Source organism: Sphingobacterium sp. MYb382, from assembly GCF_037572665.1.
In the GTDB taxonomy this organism is placed as follows: Bacteria; Bacteroidota; Bacteroidia; order Sphingobacteriales; family Sphingobacteriaceae; genus Sphingobacterium.
The window spans coordinates 49,231-73,406 of sequence record NZ_JBBGZT010000019.1 but is presented as its reverse complement, the minus strand read 5'-3'; the positions used below and the strand labels follow the sequence as shown (position 1 = coordinate 73,406).

The following is a 24,176-nucleotide window of genomic DNA, read 5'->3' as shown; positions in this document are numbered from 1 at the left end:
ATGTTAGAAAGTAATATTATTTATGATGAAATTGCTATGCTAATTAAGAAAATTAGTATAGTAAATGATTTACAGGAAATCACGACACTGTTTGATAAAATTAAACAGGCTACGGTTGTCTCTTTTGTGAATGCCCATGCTATTAATTTGGCGGTTAGGGATTCCGATTTTAGGAAATCATTACTAGCCTCTGATTATATATTGGTAGACGGTATTGGGATGCGTTTACTGTATCGATATTTAGGTCTTGATTATGGACTGAATATGAATGGAACAGATTATATTCCCTATTTGTTGAAAGGATTCTCTAACAAAAGTATATCTCTCTATGGCTCTACTTTTGACGTAATTCAAAAAACTAAAGAAAAGCTTCAGAATGATTATGGTTATACTGTGGTTGACTGTCAAGACGGATTTCAAAATTTACCATTCTACTTAAATCGGCTAAGAAATGGTGTGCCAGCATTGGTGCTTTTAGGTATGGGAATGCCTAAGCAAGAAGGGTTGTCTATTCTTATCAAAGAGAAAATTGAAGAGAATAGCCTGATTGTTAACGGAGGAGCAATTGTTGATTTTATAGGGGATAAAGTTAGACGAGCACCAAAGTTTTTTTTAAAATTACATTTAGAATGGTTTTACCGTCTATGTGTTGAGCCACGACGTTTGTTCTATCGCTACGTTATTGGGAATGTATTGTTTATGATGAAATTCGGAAGGATTAAGAGTCATTTTGAAAGCACCATTATATAAAATTGTTTTAGAGAAGTTCTATCTGTCCTATGAAAAATATTAAAAAAATTACTTGTATAGGCGCAGGCTATGTTGGTGGTCCAACAATGGCTGTCATTGCGCAAAAGAATCCTGATATAACCGTAACAGTTGTAGATTTAAATGAGGCCCGTATTGATGCTTGGAATGATGAGGACGCTTCGAAGTTGCCCATTTATGAGCCCGGTTTGGACGCTATTGTTACTGAAGCACGTGGTCGTAATCTTTTTTTCTCTACCGATGTAGAGAGGGCTATCGTGGAAGCTGATATGATTTTCATTTCTGTGAATACCCCAACTAAAACCTACGGTAAAGGTAAGGGGCAGGCTGCAGATTTAAAATTTATAGAGCTTTGTGCACGTCAAATTGCCGCTGTTGCTACTTCGGATAAAATTGTAGTTGAGAAATCTACTTTGCCTGTACGTACAGCAGAAGCGTTGAAAAGTATTCTTGATCATACAGGGAATGGCGTGAATTTTCATATTCTCTCTAATCCTGAGTTTTTGGCCGAAGGTACGGCAGTGGCAGATTTACAAAATCCAGACCGTGTATTGATTGGTGGAGAAGATGCTGAAGCAATTGAAGCGTTAGCACAAGTTTATGAAGCATGGGTTCCACGTGAACGCATTATTACAACGAATTTATGGTCTTCAGAATTATCCAAACTGGTAGCTAATGCATTTTTAGCCCAACGTGTCTCCTCAATTAATGCAATTTCAGAATTGTGTGAGGCTACCGGAGCAAATGTAGATGAGGTCGCTAGAGCGATTGGTTTAGATTCACGTATAGGTCCTAAATTTTTAAAGGCTTCGGTTGGCTTTGGTGGTTCTTGTTTTCAGAAAGATATTTTAAACTTGGTGTATATTGCGCGATCTTACAATCTAAAAGCCGTTGCTGATTATTGGGAACAAGTTATTATTTTGAACGATCATCAAAAGACACGTTTTGCGGAGCAAATTATCAAAACGCTGTATAATACGGTTAATGGTAAAAAGATTGCTTTCTTAGGTTGGGCTTTCAAAAAAGATACTAACGATACGCGTGAATCTGCAGCTATCTACGTAGCTGATTATTTACTAGAAGAAGAAGCTAATATTGTAGTATACGATCCAAAAGTTTCCTCCGACCAAATTTATCGTGATTTGGATTATTTAGGCACACGTTCTCCAGCAGATAACCGTCGTTTAGTGACGGTGGTTAATGAGCCTTATGAAGCGGTTGATGAGGCACATGCTTTGGCTGTACTAACAGAATGGGATGAATTCAAGGCTTATGATTGGCAACGTATTAAAGAAGTGATGAAAAAACCTTCTTTTGTATTCGATGGGCGTAAATTGTTAAATCGTAGCTTTTTAGAATCTTTAGGGTTTGTTTATTATGCCATAGGCGAATAAATTATTGCTTAAAGCTACCTATAAAATGAAAAACATGGAAAGACGAAAAAAAGTATTGGTTACTGGTGCTGCAGGTTTTATTGGTTTCCACCTGTGTAAAGTCTTACTGCAGCAAGGAATGGAAGTCATTGGTTTAGACAATATCAATGATTATTATGCTGTTGATTTAAAATATGCTCGTCTCGCTGAGCTAGGAATTGTGCAAAAAGAAGCTGAACGTTGGGGTCAAGCTTGTGTCTCTATTTTGGATTCATCCTTCCAATTTCTGCGTTTAAATTTGGAAAATCGTGAAGCTTTGCCCGCATTATTTGCAACAGAAAAGTTTGATGCAGTTATTAACTTGGCTGCGCAAGCGGGGGTACGTTATAGTTTGGAAAATCCATTTGCCTATGTAGATAGTAACCTGGTTGGTTTCGTTAATATTTTAGAATGCTGTCGTTATCATAAAGTTGAGCACTTACTTTATGCTTCTAGCTCTTCGGTTTATGGTGAAAATGCACAGGTCCCCTTTTCAGAAGATGATCAAGTGGATTATCCAGTAAGCTTATATGCTGCTACGAAAAAAGCAAATGAGCTTATGGCACATACCTATAGCCATCTTTACCAAGTGCCAACTACGGGATTACGTTTTTTTACGGTTTATGGCCCTTGGGGGCGTCCTGATATGGCACCCATTCTTTTTGCTTCTGCTATTAAAGAAGGACGGCCAATTAAGGTATTTAATCATGGAGAGATGCGCCGTGATTTCACTTACATTGATGATATTGTTCGCGGAATTATCGTCGCTTTAAAAAATCCACCTGTTGAAAAAAGTAAGAAGCCGTATTATCAGGTTTTCAATATTGGAAATGGTGAACCTGTTTCTTTAATGTATTTTATTGAAACCTTAGAAAAAAATATAGGGATTGTTGCCGAGAAACAGATGCTTCCTATGCAAGCTGGCGATGTACCACAGACATGGGCAGACACGAAATATCTAAATAATTTAGGTTATCAAAGCATTACTTCTATTGAAGAAGGAGTTGCTGCTTTTGTGAGTTGGTATACTAATTTTTACAAATAACATTGGCTTTAAGCTATAAAAAAAGGTCTAGTGAATTTCACTAGGCCTTTTTTTAACAATCCTTATAAAAGTTTTAAAAAGCTTTTCGGATTTTACCCATTATGCCAAAAGTATTGGGTAGCATTTTGCCTTGATCTAAGGCTATAGTTCCACCAACATATAGTCGTTCCGACAGTAGCCGTTCGCTTTGAAGAAGGAATGAAAACTGATTAACTGGCGTGAATGGAATCTCTAATGGAGGGAATCTTTTTGGTCCTAAAGAACCACCCCATTCGCTTGTTCTGAAGGTGCCATAATGCCTTGATAAGGTTACTTTACTTAAAAACTCCCATCTATCAACATGGCCAGAAAATCCGATATGCCCAGCTGCTACCCGATTGCTGATAAAGTATTCTTTAAAGTTAGATACTTGACCTGATCTTGCTGTATTTGCTGCAATAATTAATGGTGATCCCACGACTATACCCTTATAAGACCAGCCTTCTCGAAATTCATAATGATTATAGTAATTCTCATCTCCTGATTTAGTCGATCTCGACCATGGGTAGCCCGCTTGATCTTTTGAATAGAAGAACTCGACGAGTACCTTGTGCCAATCCCAGAAATTATTCTTTTTCTTGTAGTTGTTATTCGTTATGGTTATCCCATTTAAACCATCTTTAATATTCGCGAGGTGGTAAAGTGCTCCGACATCATAAAAGTTCTGCCGATAAACCATAATATTAATCGGACCGAAATTATAAGATGCTCCCAAATCAATAGAGCCTTGATGATTTCCTATTTTGGAGCGTGGAATTGGGGTCCCTGGGCCACCATATGCTTTACCTGAATTTACATACCAAAGGGTTTCCAAGAAACTAAGTTTAAAGGCAGATCCGTATAGTTTTTTTTCACTTCCCCATTGGGCCTGATGGTTAAACCCTGCATAAAGCTCGATAGGCCATGACGCTTTTCCTAAGCGGCCATATAGAGACTTTTGATGTAAGTAGTTTGGTAATGAGGTTTCTTTAGGTTTTTTGAGAAAAGATTCTTCTGCCATTTCCACCATGCCTGTATATCCATTAGCAAAGTTCCCCTTGAAAGAAAATAGTCCACCAAACATTTTTAAGCGATAATACTCTGGGATGCTAATTTCAAATTTAGGTACGCCAAGTGCCGTTCCAGATACGGCGAAGTTACCCGATGTAAGGAGTGTATCGCCGTTGAGTCCCATTACATCTTTGCTGCGTCCGGCTTTAATTTCGAACATGGCAAATTTCATTTTTAAATGGGCGTCAATTAACTGAGCTTGTGTTTCCTTACCTAGATTTACGCGACCTTCAAAGGCGTAACCAAAGTCCCAGAGGCTGTTATTATTATTATTATTATTATTATTATTATTGCCTTGCCATTCTCCTTTTTGGCGGTAGTCGCGGAAGGATCGTATAATAGCGGATCCAGACCCACCCTCTACAGGAATAGAACCATATTGATTAGAGCGCATCCAAAAGGGAACAACATTGTTACTTGTAAAACCACCTTGTAGTTCTATATATAAACCTTTCTTGGGGATGCTATCTGTCGTTTGGGCATAGCTTGCGCTATAAAACAAACATAAACAGTAAGTTAGTAATTTCGGGCGATGACTTTTCATATGTAGTTTAACGCATTAAATATAAGAAAAATATCGCTGTAAAAGGCTTGTTTTGTGGTAGATTATGAACTTTTAATGTGTAATCTTTGTGCTATAAAAACAATAATATTTCCTCGTCTGGGTGTCATATTCATCATAAAACCTTAAATTACCTTAAATATTTTTTGGTAGGTATGTTTCATGTTTCAATTTTCATTATTTTTAGCCCACTAATCGATGAATAGCGAAGGTTTGGAGTATCGATCAAATAGATAAAAATGCATTTTAATAAACTATCTTATATGTTTAAGAATTTAATAGTGGGCTTGGCCCTAATTTCTATTGTTGCCTGTGGTTCGAAGCCGCGCGTCAGCCTGGATGATGATAAGCTCAATTTAAAGCCATCGGCACAGCATGAAGTTATTGCGAGTGAGGTAGCTAATTTATTGGAGAACTACAGTTACAAAAAAGTGCCGATGTCTGACTCGCTGTCAGCCATTGTTTTTGATAATTTAGTGAAGTCTATGGATCAAGGGCGCAACTATTTGTTGGCATCAGATGTAGAATCTTTTGAAGCCTACAAGCATACCGTTAGTCAAGATTTTCGTAAAGGAGATTTATCTGCACCTTTCTTTATGTTCAACGTGTATTCGAATCGTTATTTGCAATGTTTGGAGTATGCTTTAACACAAGTAGAGGGCAACCATGATTTCAATACGCATGAAAATTATATCGCCTACCGTGAGAAGCTTCCTTATTTTAAAAACGAGGCTGAGTTGAAAGAGCAGTGGCGCAAGCGTGTTAAATATGATTTGTTAAATCTACGTTTGACGAGTACCGATAAGGATTCTACAAATGTTGAAAAGCATAAAGAGATTTTACGTAAGCGTTATAAAAACTTGATTTCTCAAGCTAAGAAAATCAATAATAATGATGCTTTTCAGTTGATTATGACTGCATTGACCAATGCGGTGGATCCGCATACAACGTACTATAACCCTTCGTTTGCTCAGGCTTTTAATGAGAGTATGTCTAATACTTTCGAAGGAATTGGAGCTCGTTTACAGATTGAAAATGAGATGGTAACTATCAAGGAAGTTATCGTTGGTGGCCCTGCATTTAAAGATAAAAGTTTACGTGTTGACGATCGTATTATTGCGGTTGCTCAAGGTGACGGAGAGTTTGATGATATTATCGGATGGCGCTTGGATGCTGCTGTCGCGAAAATTAAAGGACAAAAAGGAACCGTTGTTCGTTTAAAAATTATTCCTGCAGGCCAAGAGTTGACGGCACAGCCTAAGATTGTTTCCTTGAAGCGTGAGAAAATCGTCGTTGAGGAAGAGTCAGCACAAAAAGAGATTAAAACCGTTAAAGGAGAAGATGGTAAGACCTATAAAATAGGTTTAATTAAGTTGCCTAAGTTCTACATTGACTTTGATGCATACCGTCGTCGTGATCCAAACTATAAGAGTACCACACGTGACGTACGTTTGATTTTGGATACGTTGAAACGTGAAAAAGTGGATGCTGTTATTTTAGATTTACGTCAAAATGGTGGTGGTTCTTTACAGGAAGCTATCGAGTTGACGGGTTTATTCATTGATAAAGGGCCTGTGGTGCAGGTGCGTGATGTACGTAACCGTGTTCAGGTAGACCGTGATGAGGAAGAAGGTGTCTCTTGGGATGGTCCGTTTGGCGTGATGATAAATCGTTTCTCGGCATCAGCTTCTGAAATCTTCGCTGGCGCTATTCAGGATTATGGACGAGGTATTATCTTAGGTTCACAAACCTATGGTAAAGGTACTGTACAATCGGCGATTGAGATGTCGCGTTTTATTTCGGCAACAAACAAATTATTGTTGAAAGCTAAAGGTGAGGCGACAGATCCTGATACGCCGAATGGCGCACCAGAGTTTGGTCAGATTAATATTACGATGGGTAAATTCTACCGTGTTACAGGTAGCAGTACGCAGCATAAAGGGGTAAGCCCAGATATTAGTTTCCCTACGCAATACTCCGCGGAGAAATTTGGAGAGAGCTCTGAGCCATCTGCTTTACCTTGGGATCAGATTAAGCCGACGACGTTTACCCGTGTTGCTGAATTGTCGGGTGTCACGAAGAAGCTTGATGAAATTCACCAAGTACGTATGAAGAAGTCTCCGGAGTACAAGTATTTATTGGAGGATATCGAAGAGTTTAAAAAATTAGATAATGTTGAAGAAATCAGCTTAAACCAAAAAGAGCTGCAAAAGGAAAGAGATGCTGTTCGTGCTAAAAATCGTGCGCGTGTTAATAAAGGCTTAGAGCTGCGTGGTCTTCCGTTATGGAAAGAAGGACGGCCACAGCCGAAAGTAGAATTTGACTTTGTGCTTGATGAAAGTTTAAATGTAATGGGAGATTACATCAAGCTCCTTAAAAAATAATAAAGAGCAATCTTTAAATGAAAAGTGGCGTTACCTATCGGGAACGCCACTTTTTTGTATTGGTTAGCAGTTCATATAGACTGCTAACTGTTCCGTTATGTTTTAATTATTAAATGTAATGTTTAGATGTTTTTAGTGCGAGCTTTTTCGAGGAGAGAAAAAGAACAAAAGTCTGCATATGTTTTCGCTGATATGCTTTTATCTACTTCTCTCTAAAGTTTTCTCTTTTTTAATTTTCTTGTTATTATTTTTTTAGTAAAAGTACTTTTTTTTAATTTTCTTTGATACTAATTATACTTAAAAAATGAAAAAGCTCCAATTACTAGATTTTGTCAAAGGGTTTTCGATATTTACCATCGTTTTGTACCATTTAATTGTTTTATTTTCTAACTATCTACCAAAGGTTATTGTGCTGTCGAGTGGACTTGGCGGGACTGGAGTACATGTTTTTATACTCTGTTCTGGTTTCGGATTGTGTGCTTCACAATTGGTGCGGCCATTGGGATTTTTTGAATTTATTAAGAAGAGATTTTTGAAGGTTTATGTACCTTATATCATTGTTATATTTATTTCCTTTTGCCTACCTTTCTTGTACCAGGGAAATAATAAGATTCTAGCCTTATTAAGTCATGTTTTTTTGTTCAAAATGTTTGATTCAGAGCTTACAAATAGTTTTGGTTCACATTTTTGGTTTGTGTCTATGATTTTTCAATTTTACTTTGTTTTTCCCTTTTTGTTCAAATTGATGTTAAAGATTAACAGGAATTATTTTTTTTTAATCTCTTTAACCTTAAGCTTTTTATGGGCAATTATAGTTGCCTTTTTAGGTAAAAGTGAATTAAGAGCATGGAATAGCTTTTTTCTACAATATCTTTGGGAGTTTGTATTGGGAATGATTTTAGCATTGATCTATTTTGAAAATCAAAAGTTGCCTATCCCTGGTAATAAAGCGCTAGTTATCGCTGCTATTTTTGGGCTAGGTATATTTGGTTTAATGGGAATAAAAGGTGGAGTTTATAAATTATTTAATGATGTACCTGCATTAGTTGGCTATCTTTCTTTTACATTATTACTTTATAATCTTGGTATACGGTTTATCATAAACTTTTTTACATACACGAGTACAATTTCATATGAATGGTATCTCACGCATATGCTTGTATTTATTTTTGTTTACCAACTATTTCATCTAGAGTTTTTTTATTTATTGTTGCTTATTTTATCCTTGCTATTAAGTTACTGTATTGCAATTTTATATCATAAAATATTAAAAATGTAGTCGTTCTAAACATGATTTATGAGGCTGTTGTCTTATGATATACACTTGATGTTATGTGCTATTAAATACATGCGAGGTTTAATTTTTGAATGGTGTACCTAAAAATGGACAAGTGAGTAAGCTATTTGTTAAGAGCTTAAGACTAGATATTAAAACAAAAACTTCGTTCCTATAGTATAAAATCCAAGAGAACGATTACTATCTTTTTCTCCTATAAAATACTGAAATCCAATATTTGGAGCAAGATGTAAGTTGTTCCAAATTCGTAATTCAGTGATATTGACGTTAATATTATGGACAAATATAAATTCACTATTGTTTAGTGTTTTTTGTAAATCTAGGGTGATAAATAGTTTATCATTATATGCATCATAGTCGTTGCCCATAATTAAGTCGGCTAGATATTTTGGATATAAAGCGACGTTTACGCCTAAGTTAAGGCTGTTGTTTTTAATAGAACTTTCTCTTCCTTTAGTTAGATGATTGTAGGAGACTATAGGGCCAATCGCTAATAAGTTATTTAAGGAAAAATTCTTGCCCACCTGAATGGTATTGCTATTCTTAGACAGGTCACGAGTTTCTTTTTCATAAGGTATGCCAAAGCTGTATCCTACAAAATACTTGTTTCTTACCTCGGAAGGATTTTGCTGGGCTTTCAATGGGTGTATTGCTATCGCTGTAAGTAGGGTTAGCAGAAAAAGCTTATTGTTTTTTTTCATGGTTAATTTGGTGTAGTTGAAGTTATGTAATTCTTTTATATTGAAAGAATTTATTTGCGAATTATGTATGTTTTGTGTTAAAAATAGTCTTCTAGATGATGGGCTAAACATGTGATTGCCTTTCTTTTTGTTATTGGTTGCTGGATTTCTCTCTGCGCTACGGTGTGTTTGAGGTGAGGCTGCGGTACGCTCAATATAAAAGGAGCTGAGTGCCGTGAATTGTGTGTTGCGTCTTACTCTTTTATTAGAATTTGGTTGTTGGCTGGTAATGATGTATTTTTGAATCCGCTTTGCGATATAGCAGGCAATTATTGCGAATAGAAGACCATGATATTATCAGATAAAAGGATTTTAGAGGAGATTGACAAAGGAACAATTGTTATTGAGCCTTTCGATCGTAAATGCTTAGGAACAAATTCTTATGACGTACATTTAGGTAAGTATTTAGCGACTTATCAAGATGGTATCCTTGATGCGAAGAAGCATAATGAAATTCAACATTTTGAGATTCCTGCAGATGGTTATGTTTTAGAGCCAGGGACTTTATATTTAGGGGTAACGTTGGAATATACGGAGACTCATGCGCATGTTCCTTTTTTGGAAGGAAAGTCGAGTACAGGTCGTTTGGGTATTGATATTCATGCTACAGCTGGTAAAGGTGATGTAGGCTTCTGTAATACTTGGACTTTGGAGATTTCGGTAGCACAGCCTGTGCGTGTATATGCAGGAATGCCTATTGGTCAGCTTATTTACTTTGTCGTAGAAGGAGATATTGAAACGCTATACAATACAAAAGGAAATGCCAAGTACAATAGTAAGACTATCCGTCCGGTAGAAAGTATGATGTGGAAAAATGCCTTCTAGCGGCATTTAAAAGATAAAGAAAAGGGCTTTTGCATTTTGCAAAAGCCCTTTTTAATTAGGAGCCGAACTCCATAAGGTATGGTTTTAAGAAAGGGTCCAAATCGCCGTCTAGTACAGCTTGAGTATTGGATGTTTCCACATTTGTACGTAAGTCTTTTACCAGTTTGTAGGGGTGTAAGACATAGTTTCTAATTTGTGAGCCCCATTCAATTTTCTTTTTAGAACCTTCAATGGCCGCACTGGCTTCTTTTCTTTTACGCATTTCTATTTCGTAGAGCTGCGATTTTAATAAACGCATCGCATTTTCTTTATTCTGTAGCTGCGAACGCGTCTCCTGGTTTTTGATAATAATACCAGTAGGCTTATGGTGTAGACGTACGGCTGTTTCCACCTTGTTAACGTTTTGTCCACCGGCACCACCAGCACGGAAAGTATCCCATTCGATTTCAGAATCTTTAACATCAATCTCGATATTATCATCTACTAATGGATATACATAAACCGAAGCAAAAGAAGTATGACGTTTAGCGTTAGAGTCAAAAGGGGAAATACGAACAAGGCGGTGCACGCCATTTTCACCTTTAAGGTAGCCGTATGCAAAATTTCCAGACAGTTGTAAGGTGACGGTCTTTATGCCGGCAACTTCACCCTCTTGGGAGTCTTGCTCAGTTACTTTACATCCGTGTTTCTCGCCCCACATGATGTACATACGCATCAGCATGGCTGCCCAATCACAAGATTCAGTTCCGCCGGCGCCAGCAGTAATCTGCAAGATAGCGTCTAGCTGGTCTTCTTCTGCGCTAAGCATATTTTTAAACTCTAGTTCTTCAACATGTTGGCGTGCCAATTGGTATTGCTCGTCGAGTTCTTGCTCGGAGGCGTCACCACTCTGAAAGAATTCATATAATACGTAGGTGTCTTCAACGTCGGTTTGTACAGCGTCGTACTGGTCGGTCCATACCTTTTTGTTTTTGATGGAATGTAGTACTTTCTCAGCTTCTTTGGGGCTATCCCAGAATTCGGGCGCTATTGTTAGCGCTGTTTCTACTGCAATTTCTTCTTTTTTGGCATCGATGTCAAAGATGCCTCCTCAGAGATGTAACACGATCCCTCAAGTCTTGAATTTGTTCTTTGGTCATCCTCAAAATTAGGCGCAAAAGGGCAGATATGCAAATACAATTTGTAGCACCCTTGTTTAGTAGGGTGTAAGGGGATTTTATAGTTTGTTTATGCTAAATTAACGGGCTTTTTACGAACCGTTTTCGGATTCTTTCTTTATATTTGGGGGATAAACAGCATACTACATGTTACCAAAAATAGACTTTACCGAAACAGCCGCTTATCAGTATTTGGCTGATCATTATAATCGTACAGAGGCGAGAAGCCTACGCGAACTTTTTGCTTCCGATCCGGAACGTTTTGACAAATTCTCTTTAGCTTTTGAGGATATTCTATTGGATTATTCTAAAAATCGTATTGATGAAGAAACACTAGCGCTATTGGTGCAATTGGCACGCGAGTGTCAACTAGACAAGGCAATAGAAGCGATGTTTACAGGTGCTAAAATCAATGAGACTGAAGGTCGCGAAGTTTTACATACAGCTTTGCGTAGTCCTGCGGGAAGCTCCGTTTTTGTAGATGGAGAGAACGTTATTCCGAAGGTGCAAGCAGTTTTGGCGCGTATGCGCAGCTTTACGGAGCGTATCTTGTCGGGCGCTTGGAAAGGCTACACAGGAAAGGCTATTACTGACGTCGTGAACATTGGTATTGGCGGTTCTGATTTGGGCCCTGTAATGGTTACCGAAGGGTTGAAAGCTTACCGTACGCATCTGAATGTGCACTTTGTGTCGAATGTTGATGGTACGCATATTGCTGAAACGTTGAAAGGATTGGATCCGGAAACAACACTTTTTTTGGTGGCTTCGAAAACGTTTACCACACAAGAAACGATGGCCAATGCCGGTTCAGCGAAAGCTTGGTTTTTAGCTTCAGGTGCTACACAGTTGGATATCGCTAAGCATTTTGCTGCTTTAAGTACAAACGAAAAGGCTGTTGCTACTTTTGGTATTGATACGGCCAATATGTTTGAGTTTTGGGATTGGGTTGGTGGTCGTTATTCTTTGTGGTCGGCTATTGGCTTATCCATTGCTTTATCCATCGGATTTGATAATTTCGAATCTCTATTAGCTGGTGCACATGCTGCTGATACTCACTTTAGAGAGACTACTTTTGAAGAAAATATCCCTGTTATCCTTGCCTTATTAGGTATTTGGTATAATAATTTTTACGGGGCAGAGAGTCATGCTATTCTTCCATACGATCAATATTTACATCGCTTTGCGGCTTATTTCCAGCAGGGTGACATGGAAAGTAATGGTAAATCAGTGGACCGCAATGGTGAAGCTGTTACGTATGAAACGGGACCTATTATTTGGGGAGAGCCTGGCACAAATGGTCAGCATGCTTTCTACCAATTGATTCACCAAGGCACGAAATTAATCCCTTGTGATTTTATTGCTCCAGCGGTATCACACAACGCGATTGGAAATCATCATCAATTGTTATTGTCTAACTTTTTTGCACAGACGGAAGCTTTGATGAATGGTAAATCTGAAGAAGAAGTAGTAGCCGAATTTGAGAAACAAGGTAAATCGGCAGAAGAGATAGCAAAGCTGAAGGCTTTTAAAGTATTTGAGGGCAATCGTCCAACGAATACTATTCTCTTGAAAAAGGTTACCCCTCATTCTTTGGGTGCTTTGATCGCTTTTTATGAGCATAAAGTATTTGTTCAAGGCGTAATTTGGAATGTTTTTAGTTTCGATCAGTGGGGTGTTGAGCTGGGTAAACAGCTCGCAAACACGATTCTTCCTGAGTTGAGCGACGATCAGCCTGTTACGAGCCATGATGCTTCTACAAACGGTTTAATCAACCAATATAAAGCTTGGCGTTAAGCAAGGTGTAAGGTTTAATGAGAGGTGAGGCTTGCTTTTGTTGTTGTTTTGGCAGGATGATAGTAAGCCTCAACTTTTAGTCGTTTAGGCTGAACCTTTAAAATAAATAGTTACAGAAAAAAAATGGTTACCTTTGACGCTAATGAGTACAAGCTTTACAGCGATAGATTTTGAATTGGCGACAGCAGACTATACCAGCGTTTGTGCGGTCGGTATTGTTAAGGTAGAAAATGGAAAAATTGTGGATGAATTCCATAGTTTGATTCAGCCTCCAGGCAATAAATATATGTGGCAGACCACCCGTGTACACGGCATTAAGCCTAAAGACACGGCGGACTCTCCTTTTTTTGTGGATGTCTTTCCAAAGATTGAAGGTTACCTTCATGGGCAGCAAATGGTGGCACATAATGAGAAGTTTGACCGAGAGGTGTTGATGAAAACGATGGCGGCAGCAGGCTTAGATTATAAAAGCTTGGGCCTCGCAAAGACTTGGATTTGCACGAGTAAGATATACAGTCAGAAAGGATTTAAGAAAACCAAATTGAGCATTTGTTGCTCGATTATGAATGTAGAGCTTCATCATCATGATCCTCTGTCGGATGCACGTGCTTGTTCACAGTTGTATTTAATGCGCGATCAGGTAACTCCTGAGTTGATAGCATTACATTTCCCCGCAGAAGACATCACCAAAAAAGAACATAAATAATATGAGTAGAATAATTAACGTAGTCCTTTCCGGCGGAGTAGGATCGCGCTTATGGCCTTTATCTCGTAAGGCTAAACCTAAACAGTATCTTCCTATATTTCAAGACCAATCGCTATTTGGATTAACCGTAGAGCGTAATCAGAAGGTTTGTAACCATGTGATACTCGTCGGTTCCTTTCAAAATATAGATTTAGCAAAAGAAGACCTTAGTAAGGTCTCCCACGATATTATTGTAGAAGCAGCTCCGCGTAATACGGCGGCGGCGATTGCTTTTGCAGCTTTTGCCTCAGCGGCTGATGATGTATTGATTGTGACTCCTTCAGATCATTTGATTGAAGGTGAAGAACAATATTTACAAGCGATGAAGCGTGGTATTGAGTTTGCAAAAGAAGGCTTCTTAGTGACTTTCGGTATTAACCCAACACGTCCAGAAACAGGCTATGGTTATATTGAGGCTGACGGTACGGATGTGCTTTCTTTCCGTGAAAAGCCAAACTTTGAAACGGCTAGAGATTTTTTAAAACGTGGAGATTTCTTTTGGAACTCGGGTATATTTTGTTTCACGGCAGGTACTTATTTGCAGGAGTTAGAACGCTTTGATCCTAAGATATATGCTTCGGCAAAGCTTGCTTATGAAAGTGCTAACGATGGTTTATTAGATGTTGAGCTTTCGATGAAAATTCCTTCTAAGAGTGTTGACTATGCCATTATGGAGCGTAGTGATAGCATTAAAGTCGTTCCTTCTTTCTTCCAATGGTCTGATATGGGTTCTTTTGAATCGTTGTACGACTATTTGACGAGCAAAGGACATCCGAAGGATGAGCATGGGAACGTGGCCATTGGCTCTGACCGACATACCGTATTTTTGGGTGTTAAAGATTGCGTCGTTGTCAATACACCAGATGCTGTCCTGATATTGGATAAAGCACATGCACAGGATGTGAAACATGTTTATGAAGCATTAGAAAAAGAAGGCTCTTTATTAGTCTGATTTTAATAGGTGAGTATGGATAAGAAAATAGCGGTTATTGGACAGGGATATGTAGGTCTACCTTTGGCTTTGGCTTTTGCCGCTTATTTTCCTGTTATAGGTTTTGATATTGATGATCAGCGGGTCGCAGAGTTGAACAGCGGCTGGGACCGTACACTGGAAGCAGACGAAGACCAGCTGAAACAATTGTTGGCTAAAGATTTAGCAACAGATGCTGGTTATCGGGCTACTGCTGATTTATCAGCAATTGCTGATGCACAGATCTATATCGTTACTGTTCCTACTCCCATTGACGAATTTAATGCCCCAGATTTAAGCTTTCTACTATCGGCCTCAACCGATATTGGGTCTGTTTTAAAGAAGGGTGATATTGTTATTTATGAGTCTACAGTCTATCCCGGTTGTACCGAGGAAGACTGTATTCCTGTTTTAGAGCGTGTTTCTGCGCTCGTTTATAATGAAGATTTTTTTGTAGGTTACTCGCCTGAACGTATTAATCCGGGGGATAAGAAACATACATTGCAAAATGTTATTAAGGTTACCTCGGGCAGTACGCCAGCAATTGCCGAAGAGATTGATATACTTTACCAGCGTATCATTACAGCAGGCACTTTTAAGGCTTCGAGTATCAAGGTCGCTGAGGCTGCTAAGGCTATTGAGAATGCACAACGGGATGTTAATATATCTTTTGTGAATGAACTGGCTTTAATCTTTGATCGTGTAGGTATAGACACACACGAAGTGTTGGATGCTGCGGCTACGAAGTATAATTTTTTGAAATACAAACCAGGTTTGGTTGGCGGGCATTGCATATCGGTAGATCCTTATTATCTCGCGCACAAAGCATCTCAGTTGGGCTACCATCCAGAGGTTATCTTGTCGGGGCGTCGTGTTAATGATAGCATGGCAGAATTTGTAGCCTCCAAAGTTGTTAAGTTGATGCTGAATAAGGAGATTCCCGTTAAGGGAGCTGAGGTGTTAATTCTTGGTGTTACCTTTAAAGAGAATTGTCCTGATGTGCGTAATACGAAGGTTATGGATATTTATGCTGAACTGAAGCAGTATAGGGCACATCCATACATTTATGACCCTTGGGTGGACGCTGATCGGGTATCGGCAGAGTTTGGTATTCCGCTATTGCGCAATTTAACATCACCGCCAGATGTAGCTTTTAAAGACCAACCAGCCAAGCATAAGTACGATGCGGTTATTTTAGCCGTAGCTCACGACGATTTCTTGCGTCTGGATATTAATGCGTTACGTAAGCCTTTGTCGGTTTTGTTTGACTGCAAATCGGTGCTTGACCGACAGCAGGTTGATGCTAGGCTGTAGCATAGCTACACCTATTATAAGGTATAACTAGCCGAGCATTTTGCTGTTTCTTCCACTTTACAAGCAATAAGTTTTACCTGTAAGTCTTCCAATTGTTTGGGAGCAATAACTTCCACTAAATAGCGGGCAATGTTTTCTGCCGTTGGGTTAAATGGTACGACAACTAAACTTTCGGCCGTGATAGCCTGTAGTTGGTTTAACATCTCATCCTGTTCCCAGATTAAAAATTTATGGTCAAAATTATCTTCTAACCACATGCATAAACGTGATTTGATGACTGAGAAGTCAACAACTCTGCCTATTTCATCTAAAGCATCGGCCGCAAGGCTGAAGTGTATACGATAGTTATGTCCGTGTAAAAAGCGACATTTCCCTTCATGGCCTACCACGCGGTGACCACAAGATATGTCATGGTATCTTTCTGCAATAATCATAAGACAAAGGTAGGAATAGAAAGGCTATTGAAGAAGCCTTTCTGAAAATCTGTCAACTTTGTCAATCGATAGTTGTTTCATAATCTGATATAGATGTGCTTTAAACATGTTTATGGTATGGTCACCCCCTTGGTCATCCAATGCGCCTAATCCGTACATAAACGGGCGTCCCATAAAGTTGAAGGACGAGCCTACGGCATGAGCACGCGCTAAATCTACGCCTGATCGCATACCGCCATCGAGCATGATCTTTATTTTACCTTGATATGTAGGATTGTTGGCTAACCTTATTAGTGAGTTGATAGACGATTCGGCAGCATCCAACTGACGGCCACCATGGTTAGAGACGATAATACCATCTGCACCTAAAGCGATAGCATCTTCCATGTCTTCATCACTCGCAATACCTTTGAGGACAAGTGGGCCTGGCCACAGGTCGCGTATAGCTTTCACCTTTTCAAAGGTTACCTTGCCTGTAAATGTTTTATTCATAAATTGACCAAGCTGGCTTAAGTCGAGTCCTTTCTCCATGTACGGTTTTAATGTTGCAAAGGAAGGGATGCCATGTTGCAATGTTTTTATTCCCCAGTAGGGGCGTGTCATCGCCTGGAAGATGTTGGCAATATTCATTTTTGGAGGCATCGACAGGCCGCTTTTTATTTCGCGGTAGCGAAGACCGAAAGCTGGCACATCTACTAAGACGACTAAAACAGGGCATTCCACCGCTTTTAGTCGGTTTATGATGTCGTCGCGTAGGCGGTCTTCCGTGGGATGGTAGAGTTGAAACCAAGCGCTACCTTCAGACATGTCGGCGATACGTTCAATACTTGATGTAGAAACGGTACTTAAGGTATAAGGAATTTTATGCTTAGCTGCTGCCTTTGCTAATATTTCGGGAGCATTGGGCCACATGAGTCCTTGTAGACCAATAGGCGATATCCCAAATGGAGCGTCGTATTTTCTACCAAATAGGGTAGTACTGAGGTCGATTTCTCCTGTTTCCTCCAAGTAGCGAGGTTTCAGGTGTATTTTATCAAAGTCATGCTCATTATGGTAGAGGTTTAACTCTTCATTTGCTCCCCCCTCGAGGTAGTCGAAGGCAAATTTAGGAATACGCGTCTTAGCTTTCTTTCTGAGATCCGCAATAGATGGATAGGCAGGGTTGTATGAAAACTGATTTTTAGTAGACATTTCTATATAGGTTAATTTGGGAACAAAAGTTACGTTTTTTTTTTGAAAGACCATCCTTTGCTTTAGGGTACCCATAAAAAAAGCGAGCCATTTGGCTCGCTTTAATTTTTTATAATCCGAAGGCGGATTTTATTTTATCTACATGGTCTAGTTTTTCCCATGTGAATAAGTCTACTTCTATTGTTTTTACCTCTCCGTTAGAACTTTCGAACGTTTTGGTTACCGTTTGTGGCGTTCTGCCCATGTGGCCGTATGCTGCGGTTTCTGAATAAATAGGACTGCGTAAGCCTAAGCGTGTTTCGATGCCGTAAGGCGTCATATCGAAGAGCTCCGTAATCTTATTGGCAATTTCACCATCTGTTAAGTTTACCTTGCTTGTTCCGTATGTGTTTACGTAGATACCCATTGGGTCTTTAACACCGATAGCATAGGAGATTTGTACTAGTAGTTCATCTGCTACACCTGCTGCTACTAAGTTTTTAGCAATGTGGCGTGTGGCATAAGCTGCAGATCGGTCTACCTTGGAAGGGTCTTTTCCGGAGAAAGCACCACCACCATGAGCCCCTTTACCACCATACGTATCAACGATAATTTTTCTTCCTGTTAATCCAGTATCTCCATGTGGTCCACCGATTACGAATTTACCTGTTGGGTTTACGTGGAAGGTGATCTCATCGTTGAATAAAGCTTGAAGTTCAGGTTTCAACTGTGCTTTTACGCGAGGAATCAATATATTTTTGATGTCTTCCGTAATTTTAGCAAGCATTGTTCCTTCTTCGTCAAAGTCATCATGCTGCGTAGAAATTACAATGGTGTCAATACGTTGCGGTTTGTGGTCGTCACTGTATTCTAAGGTTACTTGCGATTTAGCATCAGGTCTTAGGTAGGTGATTTCTTTATTCTCACGACGTAAAGCAGCAAGTTCAAACAACAAACGGTGTGCTAGGTCTAATGCTAAAGGCATGTAGTTATCGGTTTCGTTGTTGGCATAGCCAAACATGATACCTTGGTCACCAGCTCCTTGTTCTTGTCTTGTTACGCGATCTACCCCTTGGTTGATGTCTGCCGATTGTTCGTGAATGGCAGACAAGACACCACATGAATTTGCTTCAAACATGTACTCGGACTTCGTATAGCCGATTTTTTGAATGACAGCACGTGTGATTTTTTGTACGTCTAGATAAATTTTTGATTTCACCTCGCCGGCAAGTACGACCTGCCCCGTGGTTACTAGCGTTTCTATAGCTACGCGCGAATCTTCGTCCCACGCGAGGAAATTATCGATTAAAGCGTCAGAGATTTGATCTGCTACTTTATCTGGATGTCCTTCGGACACCGATTCTGAAGTAAATAAATATGCCATTTGAGCGTTTTATTGTGATTATACGCCAGCGAGAGGAAGCTCCAAGTAGAAGTGGAAAAACATTTTTTCTGGTTTTAGCACTTTTTTACCGTGGTTGCAATCTCCTAAGTCATAGGTGTGTATGCCTTGCGCAAATCAGTCCACATTTTTATTAAGGGCAAAAGTACTACTCTTTCCTGATTAATAAAAAAGGATTTGCTAATTGTAGTGTAAAAAAAACTTTATCTCTATTTTTTTACGATTGAACTGCCTTTTTGTTGCTTGCCTCAAACGATTGCCTATTTTCAAAAAACAAACTGTTCGTCAAGTAAACGATTTCCCCTATCTTTATCGGCTTAAGAGTAAGTTAATTTTATGCGCAAGCGAATATTATTTGTTATAAACCCAATATCTGGAGGTAAGAAGAAGACAGCTTTTAATAAGCAGGTCTTAGAGGTTCTTGATTTAAAGAAGTTTGATCCTACGTTTAAGATTACAAATCATCCGAATCATGCTTATGAATTGGGTAAGCAGGCGATAAATGAAGGGTATGATGCTGTTGTTGCTGTAGGCGGTGATGGTACAATCAATGAGCTAGGTTCCGCTATTTTAGGAACTGATATGCCGCTTGGTATCATTCCTGAGGGCTCCGGTAATGGCTTAGCTTTATATTTAGGTATCCCATTAAATGAAGCAGCAGCAATTCGACGTATCAATAAGTTTGAAACAGTAGAGGTGGATACCGGCGAAATCAATGGACGCAATTTCTTTAATATTGCAGGAATTGGCTTTGACGCTTTCGTCAGTGACCATTTTGCAACAGAGAATATCCGTGGCCCGATTGGCTATTTACGTTCGTCCATGAACGTGTTTAGTAAGTTTAAACCGAGTGACTATACCTTATATATAGATGGTAAGCCCTATGAACGCGAAGCATTCATGATTAGCGTAGCAAATTCACCTCAATATGGGAATAATGCTTATATCGCTCCTCAGGCTTCCATTACCGATGGTATCTTAGACGTATGTATTGTTCATAAGTTCCCGCTTTACTTATTACCGAAGATGATTTTTCATCTTTTCACAAAAAGTGCGGATCAATCCGACTACGTCGAAATCATTCCTGGTAAAAATATTAAAATCGTTCGTGATGCTCGCGGTCCTGTACATGTGGATGGAGAGCCTGTAGAAATGGGCGAGGAATTAGAGATTTCTATTAAACATAAATCGCTAAAAATAATTTGTTAATGTTATGGCTAAAATGAAGAAGCAAAGATTTGATGGCGTTGTGTATTCTACAGCGGATGATTTTTCCTATGTAGATGCTGAGCCAACAGAAGAGGTTACTACGTTGACTGCTCGTCAGCAGAAGTTGAAAGTGATGCTAGACCGTAAATCTAGAAAAGGAAAGGTTGTTACAATTGTAAACGGTTATATCGGTACGGATGATGATTTACAGGTCTTAGCGAAGAAGCTTAAGCAAAAGTGTGGTGTGGGTGGAGCGGCCAAAGATGGGGAGATTCTAATACAAGGCGACTTTAAGCTTAAAATTTTTGAAATGCTGCAGCAAGATGGCTATGGCGTAAAAATGGCTGGTGGATAGTTGTTTGTAACATTATTCTTGCAGAAGATCAGTTTGTATAGCAGTTGATTGCGAGGCTCTTAGTTTTGGAGTTCCTGTGTTTAAACAGACATCGACGGAAAAGTAAAGATGAGTGAATACTTACTTAATTTTTGCAGGTAACAATTTTTTAATTTGCATAAACCAAAAAAAATGGTTTTCATTGTAAAATATATCACACAAAATCGTGGTAGCTATCGATACGGAGAACAAGACCAGAAGGATGAGGAATCTGCTGATGGTTCACTGGTATGAGAACATTTAATAAAGGCGTAAATAATTGTAAAGAAAATTTTATTTTTGATACAAAACAGTATATTTGTTTTGCTTAGCGGCAAAGCAATGCCTTTTAAATTGCTTAAAATTGAATTAAACATTAATATTAAACAACAGTAAAATCTAAAAATTAGTAAAATGGCAAACGCACCAAAAACTACTACTCCTGCTAAAAATGAGAGCGGAAATTCAAGTAATTTATTTGCGAGTTTAGCAATCGTTATCTGTTTCATCGTGGGTTACCTTGTATGGAAATTTGTAATGGGAGCTCCTTCAAACTTCATTGATAACAATTCCGAAAACCAACCGTTAGAAGGAAATTACTTAGGTATGGTTTACCATGCTGGTGTTATCGTACCTGTGTTGATCGGTTTATTCTTGATGGTATGGGTATTCTCTATTGAACGTTTCATCGTAATCGGCCGTGCTGCTGGTACAGGTAACGTAGGTCTTTTCGTAAGAAAAATCCAAACGTTAATCAACGGTGGTAACATTGATTCAGCTATCGCTGAGTGTGACAAACAAAAAGGTTCTGTTGCAAACGTAGTAAAAGCAGGTTTATTGAAATACAAAGATGTTTCAGCAAACGCAGGTTTAGATTCTGAGAAATCAGCATTGGCTATCCAAAAAGAAATCGAAGAGACTACATCATTAGAAATGCCAATGTTAGAGAAGAACATGAACGTTCTTGCTACATTAGTATCTATCGGTACATTAAGTGGTCTATTAGGTACAGTAACAGGTATGATTAAAGCATTCTCGGCTTTAGCAACAGGTGGTGCACCAGATTCAGCAAAATTAGCAAACGGTATCTCTGAGGCCTTAATTAACACGGCTACGGGTATCGCGACTTCTACATTCGCTATTATTCTTTACAACGTATTAACAGCTAAGATTGACAACTTAACTTATTCTATCGACGAAGCTGGTTTCTCTATCGTACAAACGTACGCTGCAAACCACAAGTAAGATGTTTTTAAAAAGATTAAAATTCTTTATGGAATTGAATCTTTTTAAGCATCATGAATAAAAGAATAAGTAATTGTTAATTTAAAGAAGTAAAGAAAATGGGCAAAGCAAAAGTAAAAAGAGCCAGTACATCCATCGACATGACGGCGATGTGTGACGTATCGTTCTTGCTTCTTACTTTCTTCGTTTTGACAGCTACAGCTCGTCAGCCAGAGGTTTTGACAGTAGACGTTCCTGCATCTTCGACACCAGACAAATTACCAGATGATAATGTTTCTATTATCTCTGTAAAAGGTCAGAAAGTGTTTTTCAGTATTAAGAATCCTACAGTTCGTGAGGAGACTTTGAAAAGCATGTCGGCGAAGTATGATATCGCGTTTTCTGATAAAGACTACGAAGAGTTTAAGAAATTGGATGAGTTCGGTGTTCCGTTGAAAAACCTACGCCAGCTACTTTCTCTTCCGAACGATAAACGTGAAGTTGGTTTGCAGGTAGGTATTCCTGTTGATAGCACGGAGACAAACTCAAATGAGTTATATCAGTGGGTTCAACAAGCACGTTTAGCTACTCTTAGATACAACAAAGACCGTGAAGGTGAGAAGGATTTCGTTGATCCAGGCGTGATGAAAGTTGCGATTAAAGCGGATGCAAACGAGAAATATCCTACAGTTAATTTAATTATCGAGACGCTTCGTAACCAAAAGCAAAACAAATTTAGTTTTGTAACGGGCTTAAGAAACGATAAATAATCGATTAAAAATTTAAGAAATGGCAGAATTAAATCAAGATAGTGGTAAGGGTGGTAAAGGCGGAAAGGTAAGAGCCAAGAAAAGCGGTGGTAAAGTCGATTTGACAGCCATGGTTGACTTAGCCTTCTTATTGATTACGTTCTTCATGCTTACGACGTCATTAAATAAGCCTCAAGCGATGGATGTAGCCATGCCTGATAAGAATAAGTTGAACGAAAAAGACAATCTTGAGATTGCTGATACACGTTCAATTACGCTTCTTTTAGGTTCGGATAATAAAATTTCTTGGTATTATGGACAGCTTGCAAAACCTATCTACGCTCCAGTTACTGTAGACTACAGCAAAGAAGGTATTCGTCAAGTGTTGTTGAAAATGCAAAAAGAAGTTCCAGCGCGTAGCGAAGGTAAAGATTTGATTGTAGTTATCAGACCGAGCGATAAATCGGTACAAAGTAATCTTGTTGATATTTTAGATGAGATGAAAATTGTAGACGTAAAACGCTATATGATTTCAAAAATCAATAATGACGAAATTGAAGTGTTAAAACGCGAAGGTCTATACAACGACTAATCGCATAATTAAGAAATTATATGTTTGGTTCTAAATTAGATATATTCAAAAAAGAATGGCTTGATGTCGTTTTTGCGAATAGAAACAAAGAATATGGTGCTTACGACTTGCGTAACTTCGCTCCGAAGGCAACTAATATCGGTTTGCTCGCAATTGTATCAGCAGTTCTTGTTTTGAGTGCTCCAAAGGTTCTTAATATCAAAGTTTTTCCGGATAAGCCGGTGGAGGCAGCTCCAACGATTACGGAAGTTACTTTGGAAGATTTAGATATCCCAGAGCCTGAGAAAGAAGAAGAGCCTCTTCCACCAGAAGAAGAACAGCCACAGCGTATCGCTCAAGAGCCACCAATTGAAGATTTGGTGCGTTTCCCAGAGCCGAAGGTTGTGCCTCAAAGCCAGGTGAAAGAAGAGGTTGTTGCTACAGAAGAGCTTAAAAAAGATAACGTAACAACAGCACGTATTAACTTAAAAGGTAGTAAAGCAGGATCTGGTGTTCCTACGGGTGAATTTGGTCCTAAAAAAATCGAAGGAGGAATCACTGGTAGTGCCGAAGGTACGCCAGATGGTAACCCAGATTTAGACAAGGTATTTACAGCGGTAGAGGTTAATCCAGAGCCACAAGGCGGTATTAACGCTTTCCGTAGATGGGTACAAGACAACTACACGTATCCGCAAGGTGCGATTGATGCCGGTGTGAAAGGTCAGATTGTTGTTTCTTTCGTTGTTGAGAGAAATGGTGAGTTGACTGACTTTAAAGTAGTGAAAGATTTATCTTACGGTACTGGACAGGCATTGATGAACGTGTTGAAAAAAGCGAAAAAATGGAAAGCCGGTATACAAAACGGTCGCCCAGTTCGTGTACAATACCAATTACCAATGACTTTAGACCTTCAGCAATAGTATGAGTGGTTTTAATAAAAGC

The 24,176-nt window shown here is 38.9% G+C and carries 22 protein-coding genes; 16 read left to right on the top strand and 6 right to left on the bottom strand.

Going from position 1 to position 24,176, the window contains the following annotated elements; genetic code table 11:
- The 3 genes from WH223_RS08280 to WH223_RS08270 are packed head-to-tail and all read left to right on the top strand — an operon-like array spanning position 1 to position 3,225.
- A complete protein-coding gene (locus WH223_RS08280) occupies positions 1 to 750 on the top strand; it encodes a WecB/TagA/CpsF family glycosyltransferase (RefSeq protein WP_340047096.1) in 750 nt (249 codons plus the stop codon).
- A gap of 29 nt (positions 751 to 779) precedes the next feature.
- Positions 780 to 2,162 (top strand): nucleotide sugar dehydrogenase, encoded by a 1,383-nt coding sequence (locus WH223_RS08275; protein WP_340047095.1) that lies wholly within the window; start codon positions 780 to 782, stop codon positions 2,160 to 2,162.
- A 34-nt stretch (positions 2,163 to 2,196) separates the two neighbouring features.
- Positions 2,197 to 3,225: an NAD-dependent epimerase gene (locus tag WH223_RS08270; protein WP_340047094.1), complete on the top strand. Its 1,029-nt coding sequence runs from the start codon at positions 2,197 to 2,199 to the stop codon at positions 3,223 to 3,225.
- Between the two features lie 73 nt (positions 3,226 to 3,298).
- Here the strand turns inward: WH223_RS08270 and WH223_RS08265 are convergent, their stop codons facing one another.
- Complete coding sequence (locus tag WH223_RS08265) at positions 3,299 to 4,858, bottom strand: capsule assembly Wzi family protein (RefSeq protein WP_340047093.1); 1,560 nt, start codon at positions 4,856 to 4,858, stop codon at positions 3,299 to 3,301.
- A 281-nt stretch (positions 4,859 to 5,139) separates the two neighbouring features.
- Between WH223_RS08265 and WH223_RS08260 the strand changes: the two genes are divergently transcribed.
- Together WH223_RS08260 and WH223_RS08255 are read left to right on the top strand one after the other, a co-directional pair.
- Complete coding sequence (locus tag WH223_RS08260; protein WP_340047092.1) at positions 5,140 to 7,260, top strand: carboxy terminal-processing peptidase; 2,121 nt, start codon at positions 5,140 to 5,142, stop codon at positions 7,258 to 7,260.
- A 304-nt stretch (positions 7,261 to 7,564) separates the two neighbouring features.
- Positions 7,565 to 8,539: an acyltransferase family protein gene (locus tag WH223_RS08255; RefSeq protein WP_340047091.1), complete on the top strand. Its 975-nt coding sequence runs from the start codon at positions 7,565 to 7,567 to the stop codon at positions 8,537 to 8,539.
- 149 nt (positions 8,540 to 8,688) lie between these two features.
- On the opposite strand, the gene WH223_RS08250 is transcribed toward WH223_RS08255, so the two are convergent.
- The gene (locus WH223_RS08250; RefSeq protein WP_340047090.1) at positions 8,689 to 9,258 is read right to left on the bottom strand and encodes a hypothetical protein; all 570 of its coding nucleotides are present in this window, start codon (positions 9,256 to 9,258) and stop codon (positions 8,689 to 8,691) included.
- Between the two features lie 327 nt (positions 9,259 to 9,585).
- Here WH223_RS08250 and dcd point away from each other — a divergent pair, with 327 nt between their 5' ends.
- Complete coding sequence (dcd, locus tag WH223_RS08245; RefSeq protein ID WP_340047089.1) at positions 9,586 to 10,122, top strand: dCTP deaminase; 537 nt, start codon at positions 9,586 to 9,588, stop codon at positions 10,120 to 10,122.
- 55 nt (positions 10,123 to 10,177) lie between these two features.
- Here dcd and prfB read toward each other — a convergent pair.
- A protein-coding gene (prfB, locus tag WH223_RS08240) for a peptide chain release factor 2 (protein WP_340047088.1) occupies positions 10,178 to 11,261 on the bottom strand; the annotation gives its coding sequence in 2 pieces (ribosomal slippage) (positions 10,178 to 11,200 and positions 11,202 to 11,261; 1,083 coding nt in all).
- A 165-nt stretch (positions 11,262 to 11,426) separates the two neighbouring features.
- Between prfB and pgi the strand changes: the two genes are divergently transcribed.
- From pgi to WH223_RS08220, 4 genes are all read left to right on the top strand, one after another.
- Positions 11,427 to 13,073, top strand: a complete 1,647-nt coding sequence (gene pgi, locus WH223_RS08235; RefSeq protein WP_340047087.1) for a glucose-6-phosphate isomerase — start codon at positions 11,427 to 11,429, stop codon at positions 13,071 to 13,073.
- A 142-nt stretch (positions 13,074 to 13,215) separates the two neighbouring features.
- Positions 13,216 to 13,779: a 3'-5' exonuclease gene (locus WH223_RS08230; protein WP_340047086.1), complete on the top strand. Its 564-nt coding sequence runs from the start codon at positions 13,216 to 13,218 to the stop codon at positions 13,777 to 13,779.
- Position 13,780: 1 nt separating this feature from the next.
- A complete protein-coding gene (locus WH223_RS08225; RefSeq protein ID WP_340047085.1) occupies positions 13,781 to 14,770 on the top strand; it encodes a mannose-1-phosphate guanylyltransferase in 990 nt (329 codons plus the stop codon).
- A gap of 15 nt (positions 14,771 to 14,785) precedes the next feature.
- On the top strand, positions 14,786 to 16,102 hold the full coding sequence (locus WH223_RS08220; protein WP_340047084.1) for a nucleotide sugar dehydrogenase: 1,317 nt from the start codon (positions 14,786 to 14,788) through the stop codon (positions 16,100 to 16,102).
- A 14-nt stretch (positions 16,103 to 16,116) separates the two neighbouring features.
- Here WH223_RS08220 and WH223_RS08215 read toward each other — a convergent pair whose 3' ends face one another.
- From WH223_RS08215 to metK, 3 genes are all read right to left on the bottom strand, one after another.
- A complete protein-coding gene (locus tag WH223_RS08215) occupies positions 16,117 to 16,536 on the bottom strand; it encodes a 6-pyruvoyl trahydropterin synthase family protein (protein WP_340047083.1) in 420 nt (139 codons plus the stop codon).
- A gap of 24 nt (positions 16,537 to 16,560) precedes the next feature.
- The gene (locus WH223_RS08210) at positions 16,561 to 17,727 is read right to left on the bottom strand and encodes an alpha-hydroxy acid oxidase (protein WP_340047082.1); all 1,167 of its coding nucleotides are present in this window, start codon (positions 17,725 to 17,727) and stop codon (positions 16,561 to 16,563) included.
- A gap of 109 nt (positions 17,728 to 17,836) precedes the next feature.
- Positions 17,837 to 19,090, bottom strand: coding sequence for a methionine adenosyltransferase (gene metK, locus WH223_RS08205; protein WP_340047080.1), 1,254 nt, complete (start codon positions 19,088 to 19,090; stop codon positions 17,837 to 17,839).
- 354 nt (positions 19,091 to 19,444) lie between these two features.
- Here metK and WH223_RS08200 point away from each other — a divergent pair, with 354 nt between their 5' ends.
- The 6 genes from WH223_RS08200 to WH223_RS08175 all read left to right on the top strand — a co-directional run bounded on the left by WH223_RS08200 (position 19,445) and on the right by WH223_RS08175 (position 24,154).
- Entirely contained in the window at positions 19,445 to 20,317 is an 873-nt protein-coding gene (locus WH223_RS08200) for a diacylglycerol/lipid kinase family protein (protein WP_340047079.1), read from the top strand.
- Positions 20,318 to 20,321: 4 nt separating this feature from the next.
- Positions 20,322 to 20,672, top strand: coding sequence for a translation initiation factor (locus WH223_RS08195; RefSeq protein WP_340047078.1), 351 nt, complete (start codon positions 20,322 to 20,324; stop codon positions 20,670 to 20,672).
- Between the two features lie 432 nt (positions 20,673 to 21,104).
- Positions 21,105 to 21,935, top strand: a complete 831-nt coding sequence (locus WH223_RS08190) for a MotA/TolQ/ExbB proton channel family protein (RefSeq protein ID WP_340047077.1) — start codon at positions 21,105 to 21,107, stop codon at positions 21,933 to 21,935.
- Positions 21,936 to 22,033: 98 nt separating this feature from the next.
- The gene (locus tag WH223_RS08185) at positions 22,034 to 22,684 is read left to right on the top strand and encodes an ExbD/TolR family protein (RefSeq protein WP_340047076.1); all 651 of its coding nucleotides are present in this window, start codon (positions 22,034 to 22,036) and stop codon (positions 22,682 to 22,684) included.
- 19 nt (positions 22,685 to 22,703) lie between these two features.
- Positions 22,704 to 23,255: an ExbD/TolR family protein gene (locus tag WH223_RS08180; RefSeq protein ID WP_340047074.1), complete on the top strand. Its 552-nt coding sequence runs from the start codon at positions 22,704 to 22,706 to the stop codon at positions 23,253 to 23,255.
- Between the two features lie 20 nt (positions 23,256 to 23,275).
- A complete protein-coding gene (locus tag WH223_RS08175) occupies positions 23,276 to 24,154 on the top strand; it encodes an energy transducer TonB (RefSeq protein ID WP_340047072.1) in 879 nt (292 codons plus the stop codon).
- Positions 24,155 to 24,176: the final 22 nt, after the last annotated feature.

Coding starts and splice junctions, on each gene's coding strand:
- WH223_RS08280 (WP_340047096.1), top strand. CDS start 1: ATGTTAGAAAGTAATATTATTTATGATGAAATTGCTATGCTAATTAAG.
- WH223_RS08275 (WP_340047095.1), top strand. CDS start 780: ATGAAAAATATTAAAAAAATTACTTGTATAGGCGCAGGCTATGTTGGT.
- WH223_RS08270 (WP_340047094.1), top strand. CDS start 2,197: ATGGAAAGACGAAAAAAAGTATTGGTTACTGGTGCTGCAGGTTTTATT.
- WH223_RS08265 (WP_340047093.1), bottom strand. CDS start 4,858: ATGAAAAGTCATCGCCCGAAATTACTAACTTACTGTTTATGTTTGTTT.
- WH223_RS08260 (WP_340047092.1), top strand. CDS start 5,140: ATGTTTAAGAATTTAATAGTGGGCTTGGCCCTAATTTCTATTGTTGCC.
- WH223_RS08255 (WP_340047091.1), top strand. CDS start 7,565: ATGAAAAAGCTCCAATTACTAGATTTTGTCAAAGGGTTTTCGATATTT.
- WH223_RS08250 (WP_340047090.1), bottom strand. CDS start 9,258: ATGAAAAAAAACAATAAGCTTTTTCTGCTAACCCTACTTACAGCGATA.
- dcd (WP_340047089.1), top strand. CDS start 9,586: ATGATATTATCAGATAAAAGGATTTTAGAGGAGATTGACAAAGGAACA.
- pgi (WP_340047087.1), top strand. CDS start 11,427: ATGTTACCAAAAATAGACTTTACCGAAACAGCCGCTTATCAGTATTTG.
- WH223_RS08230 (WP_340047086.1), top strand. CDS start 13,216: ATGAGTACAAGCTTTACAGCGATAGATTTTGAATTGGCGACAGCAGAC.
- WH223_RS08225 (WP_340047085.1), top strand. CDS start 13,781: ATGAGTAGAATAATTAACGTAGTCCTTTCCGGCGGAGTAGGATCGCGC.
- WH223_RS08220 (WP_340047084.1), top strand. CDS start 14,786: ATGGATAAGAAAATAGCGGTTATTGGACAGGGATATGTAGGTCTACCT.
- WH223_RS08215 (WP_340047083.1), bottom strand. CDS start 16,536: ATGATTATTGCAGAAAGATACCATGACATATCTTGTGGTCACCGCGTG.
- WH223_RS08210 (WP_340047082.1), bottom strand. CDS start 17,727: ATGTCTACTAAAAATCAGTTTTCATACAACCCTGCCTATCCATCTATT.
- metK (WP_340047080.1), bottom strand. CDS start 19,090: ATGGCATATTTATTTACTTCAGAATCGGTGTCCGAAGGACATCCAGAT.
- WH223_RS08200 (WP_340047079.1), top strand. CDS start 19,445: ATGCGCAAGCGAATATTATTTGTTATAAACCCAATATCTGGAGGTAAG.
- WH223_RS08195 (WP_340047078.1), top strand. CDS start 20,322: ATGGCTAAAATGAAGAAGCAAAGATTTGATGGCGTTGTGTATTCTACA.
- WH223_RS08190 (WP_340047077.1), top strand. CDS start 21,105: ATGGCAAACGCACCAAAAACTACTACTCCTGCTAAAAATGAGAGCGGA.
- WH223_RS08185 (WP_340047076.1), top strand. CDS start 22,034: ATGGGCAAAGCAAAAGTAAAAAGAGCCAGTACATCCATCGACATGACG.
- WH223_RS08180 (WP_340047074.1), top strand. CDS start 22,704: ATGGCAGAATTAAATCAAGATAGTGGTAAGGGTGGTAAAGGCGGAAAG.
- WH223_RS08175 (WP_340047072.1), top strand. CDS start 23,276: ATGTTTGGTTCTAAATTAGATATATTCAAAAAAGAATGGCTTGATGTC.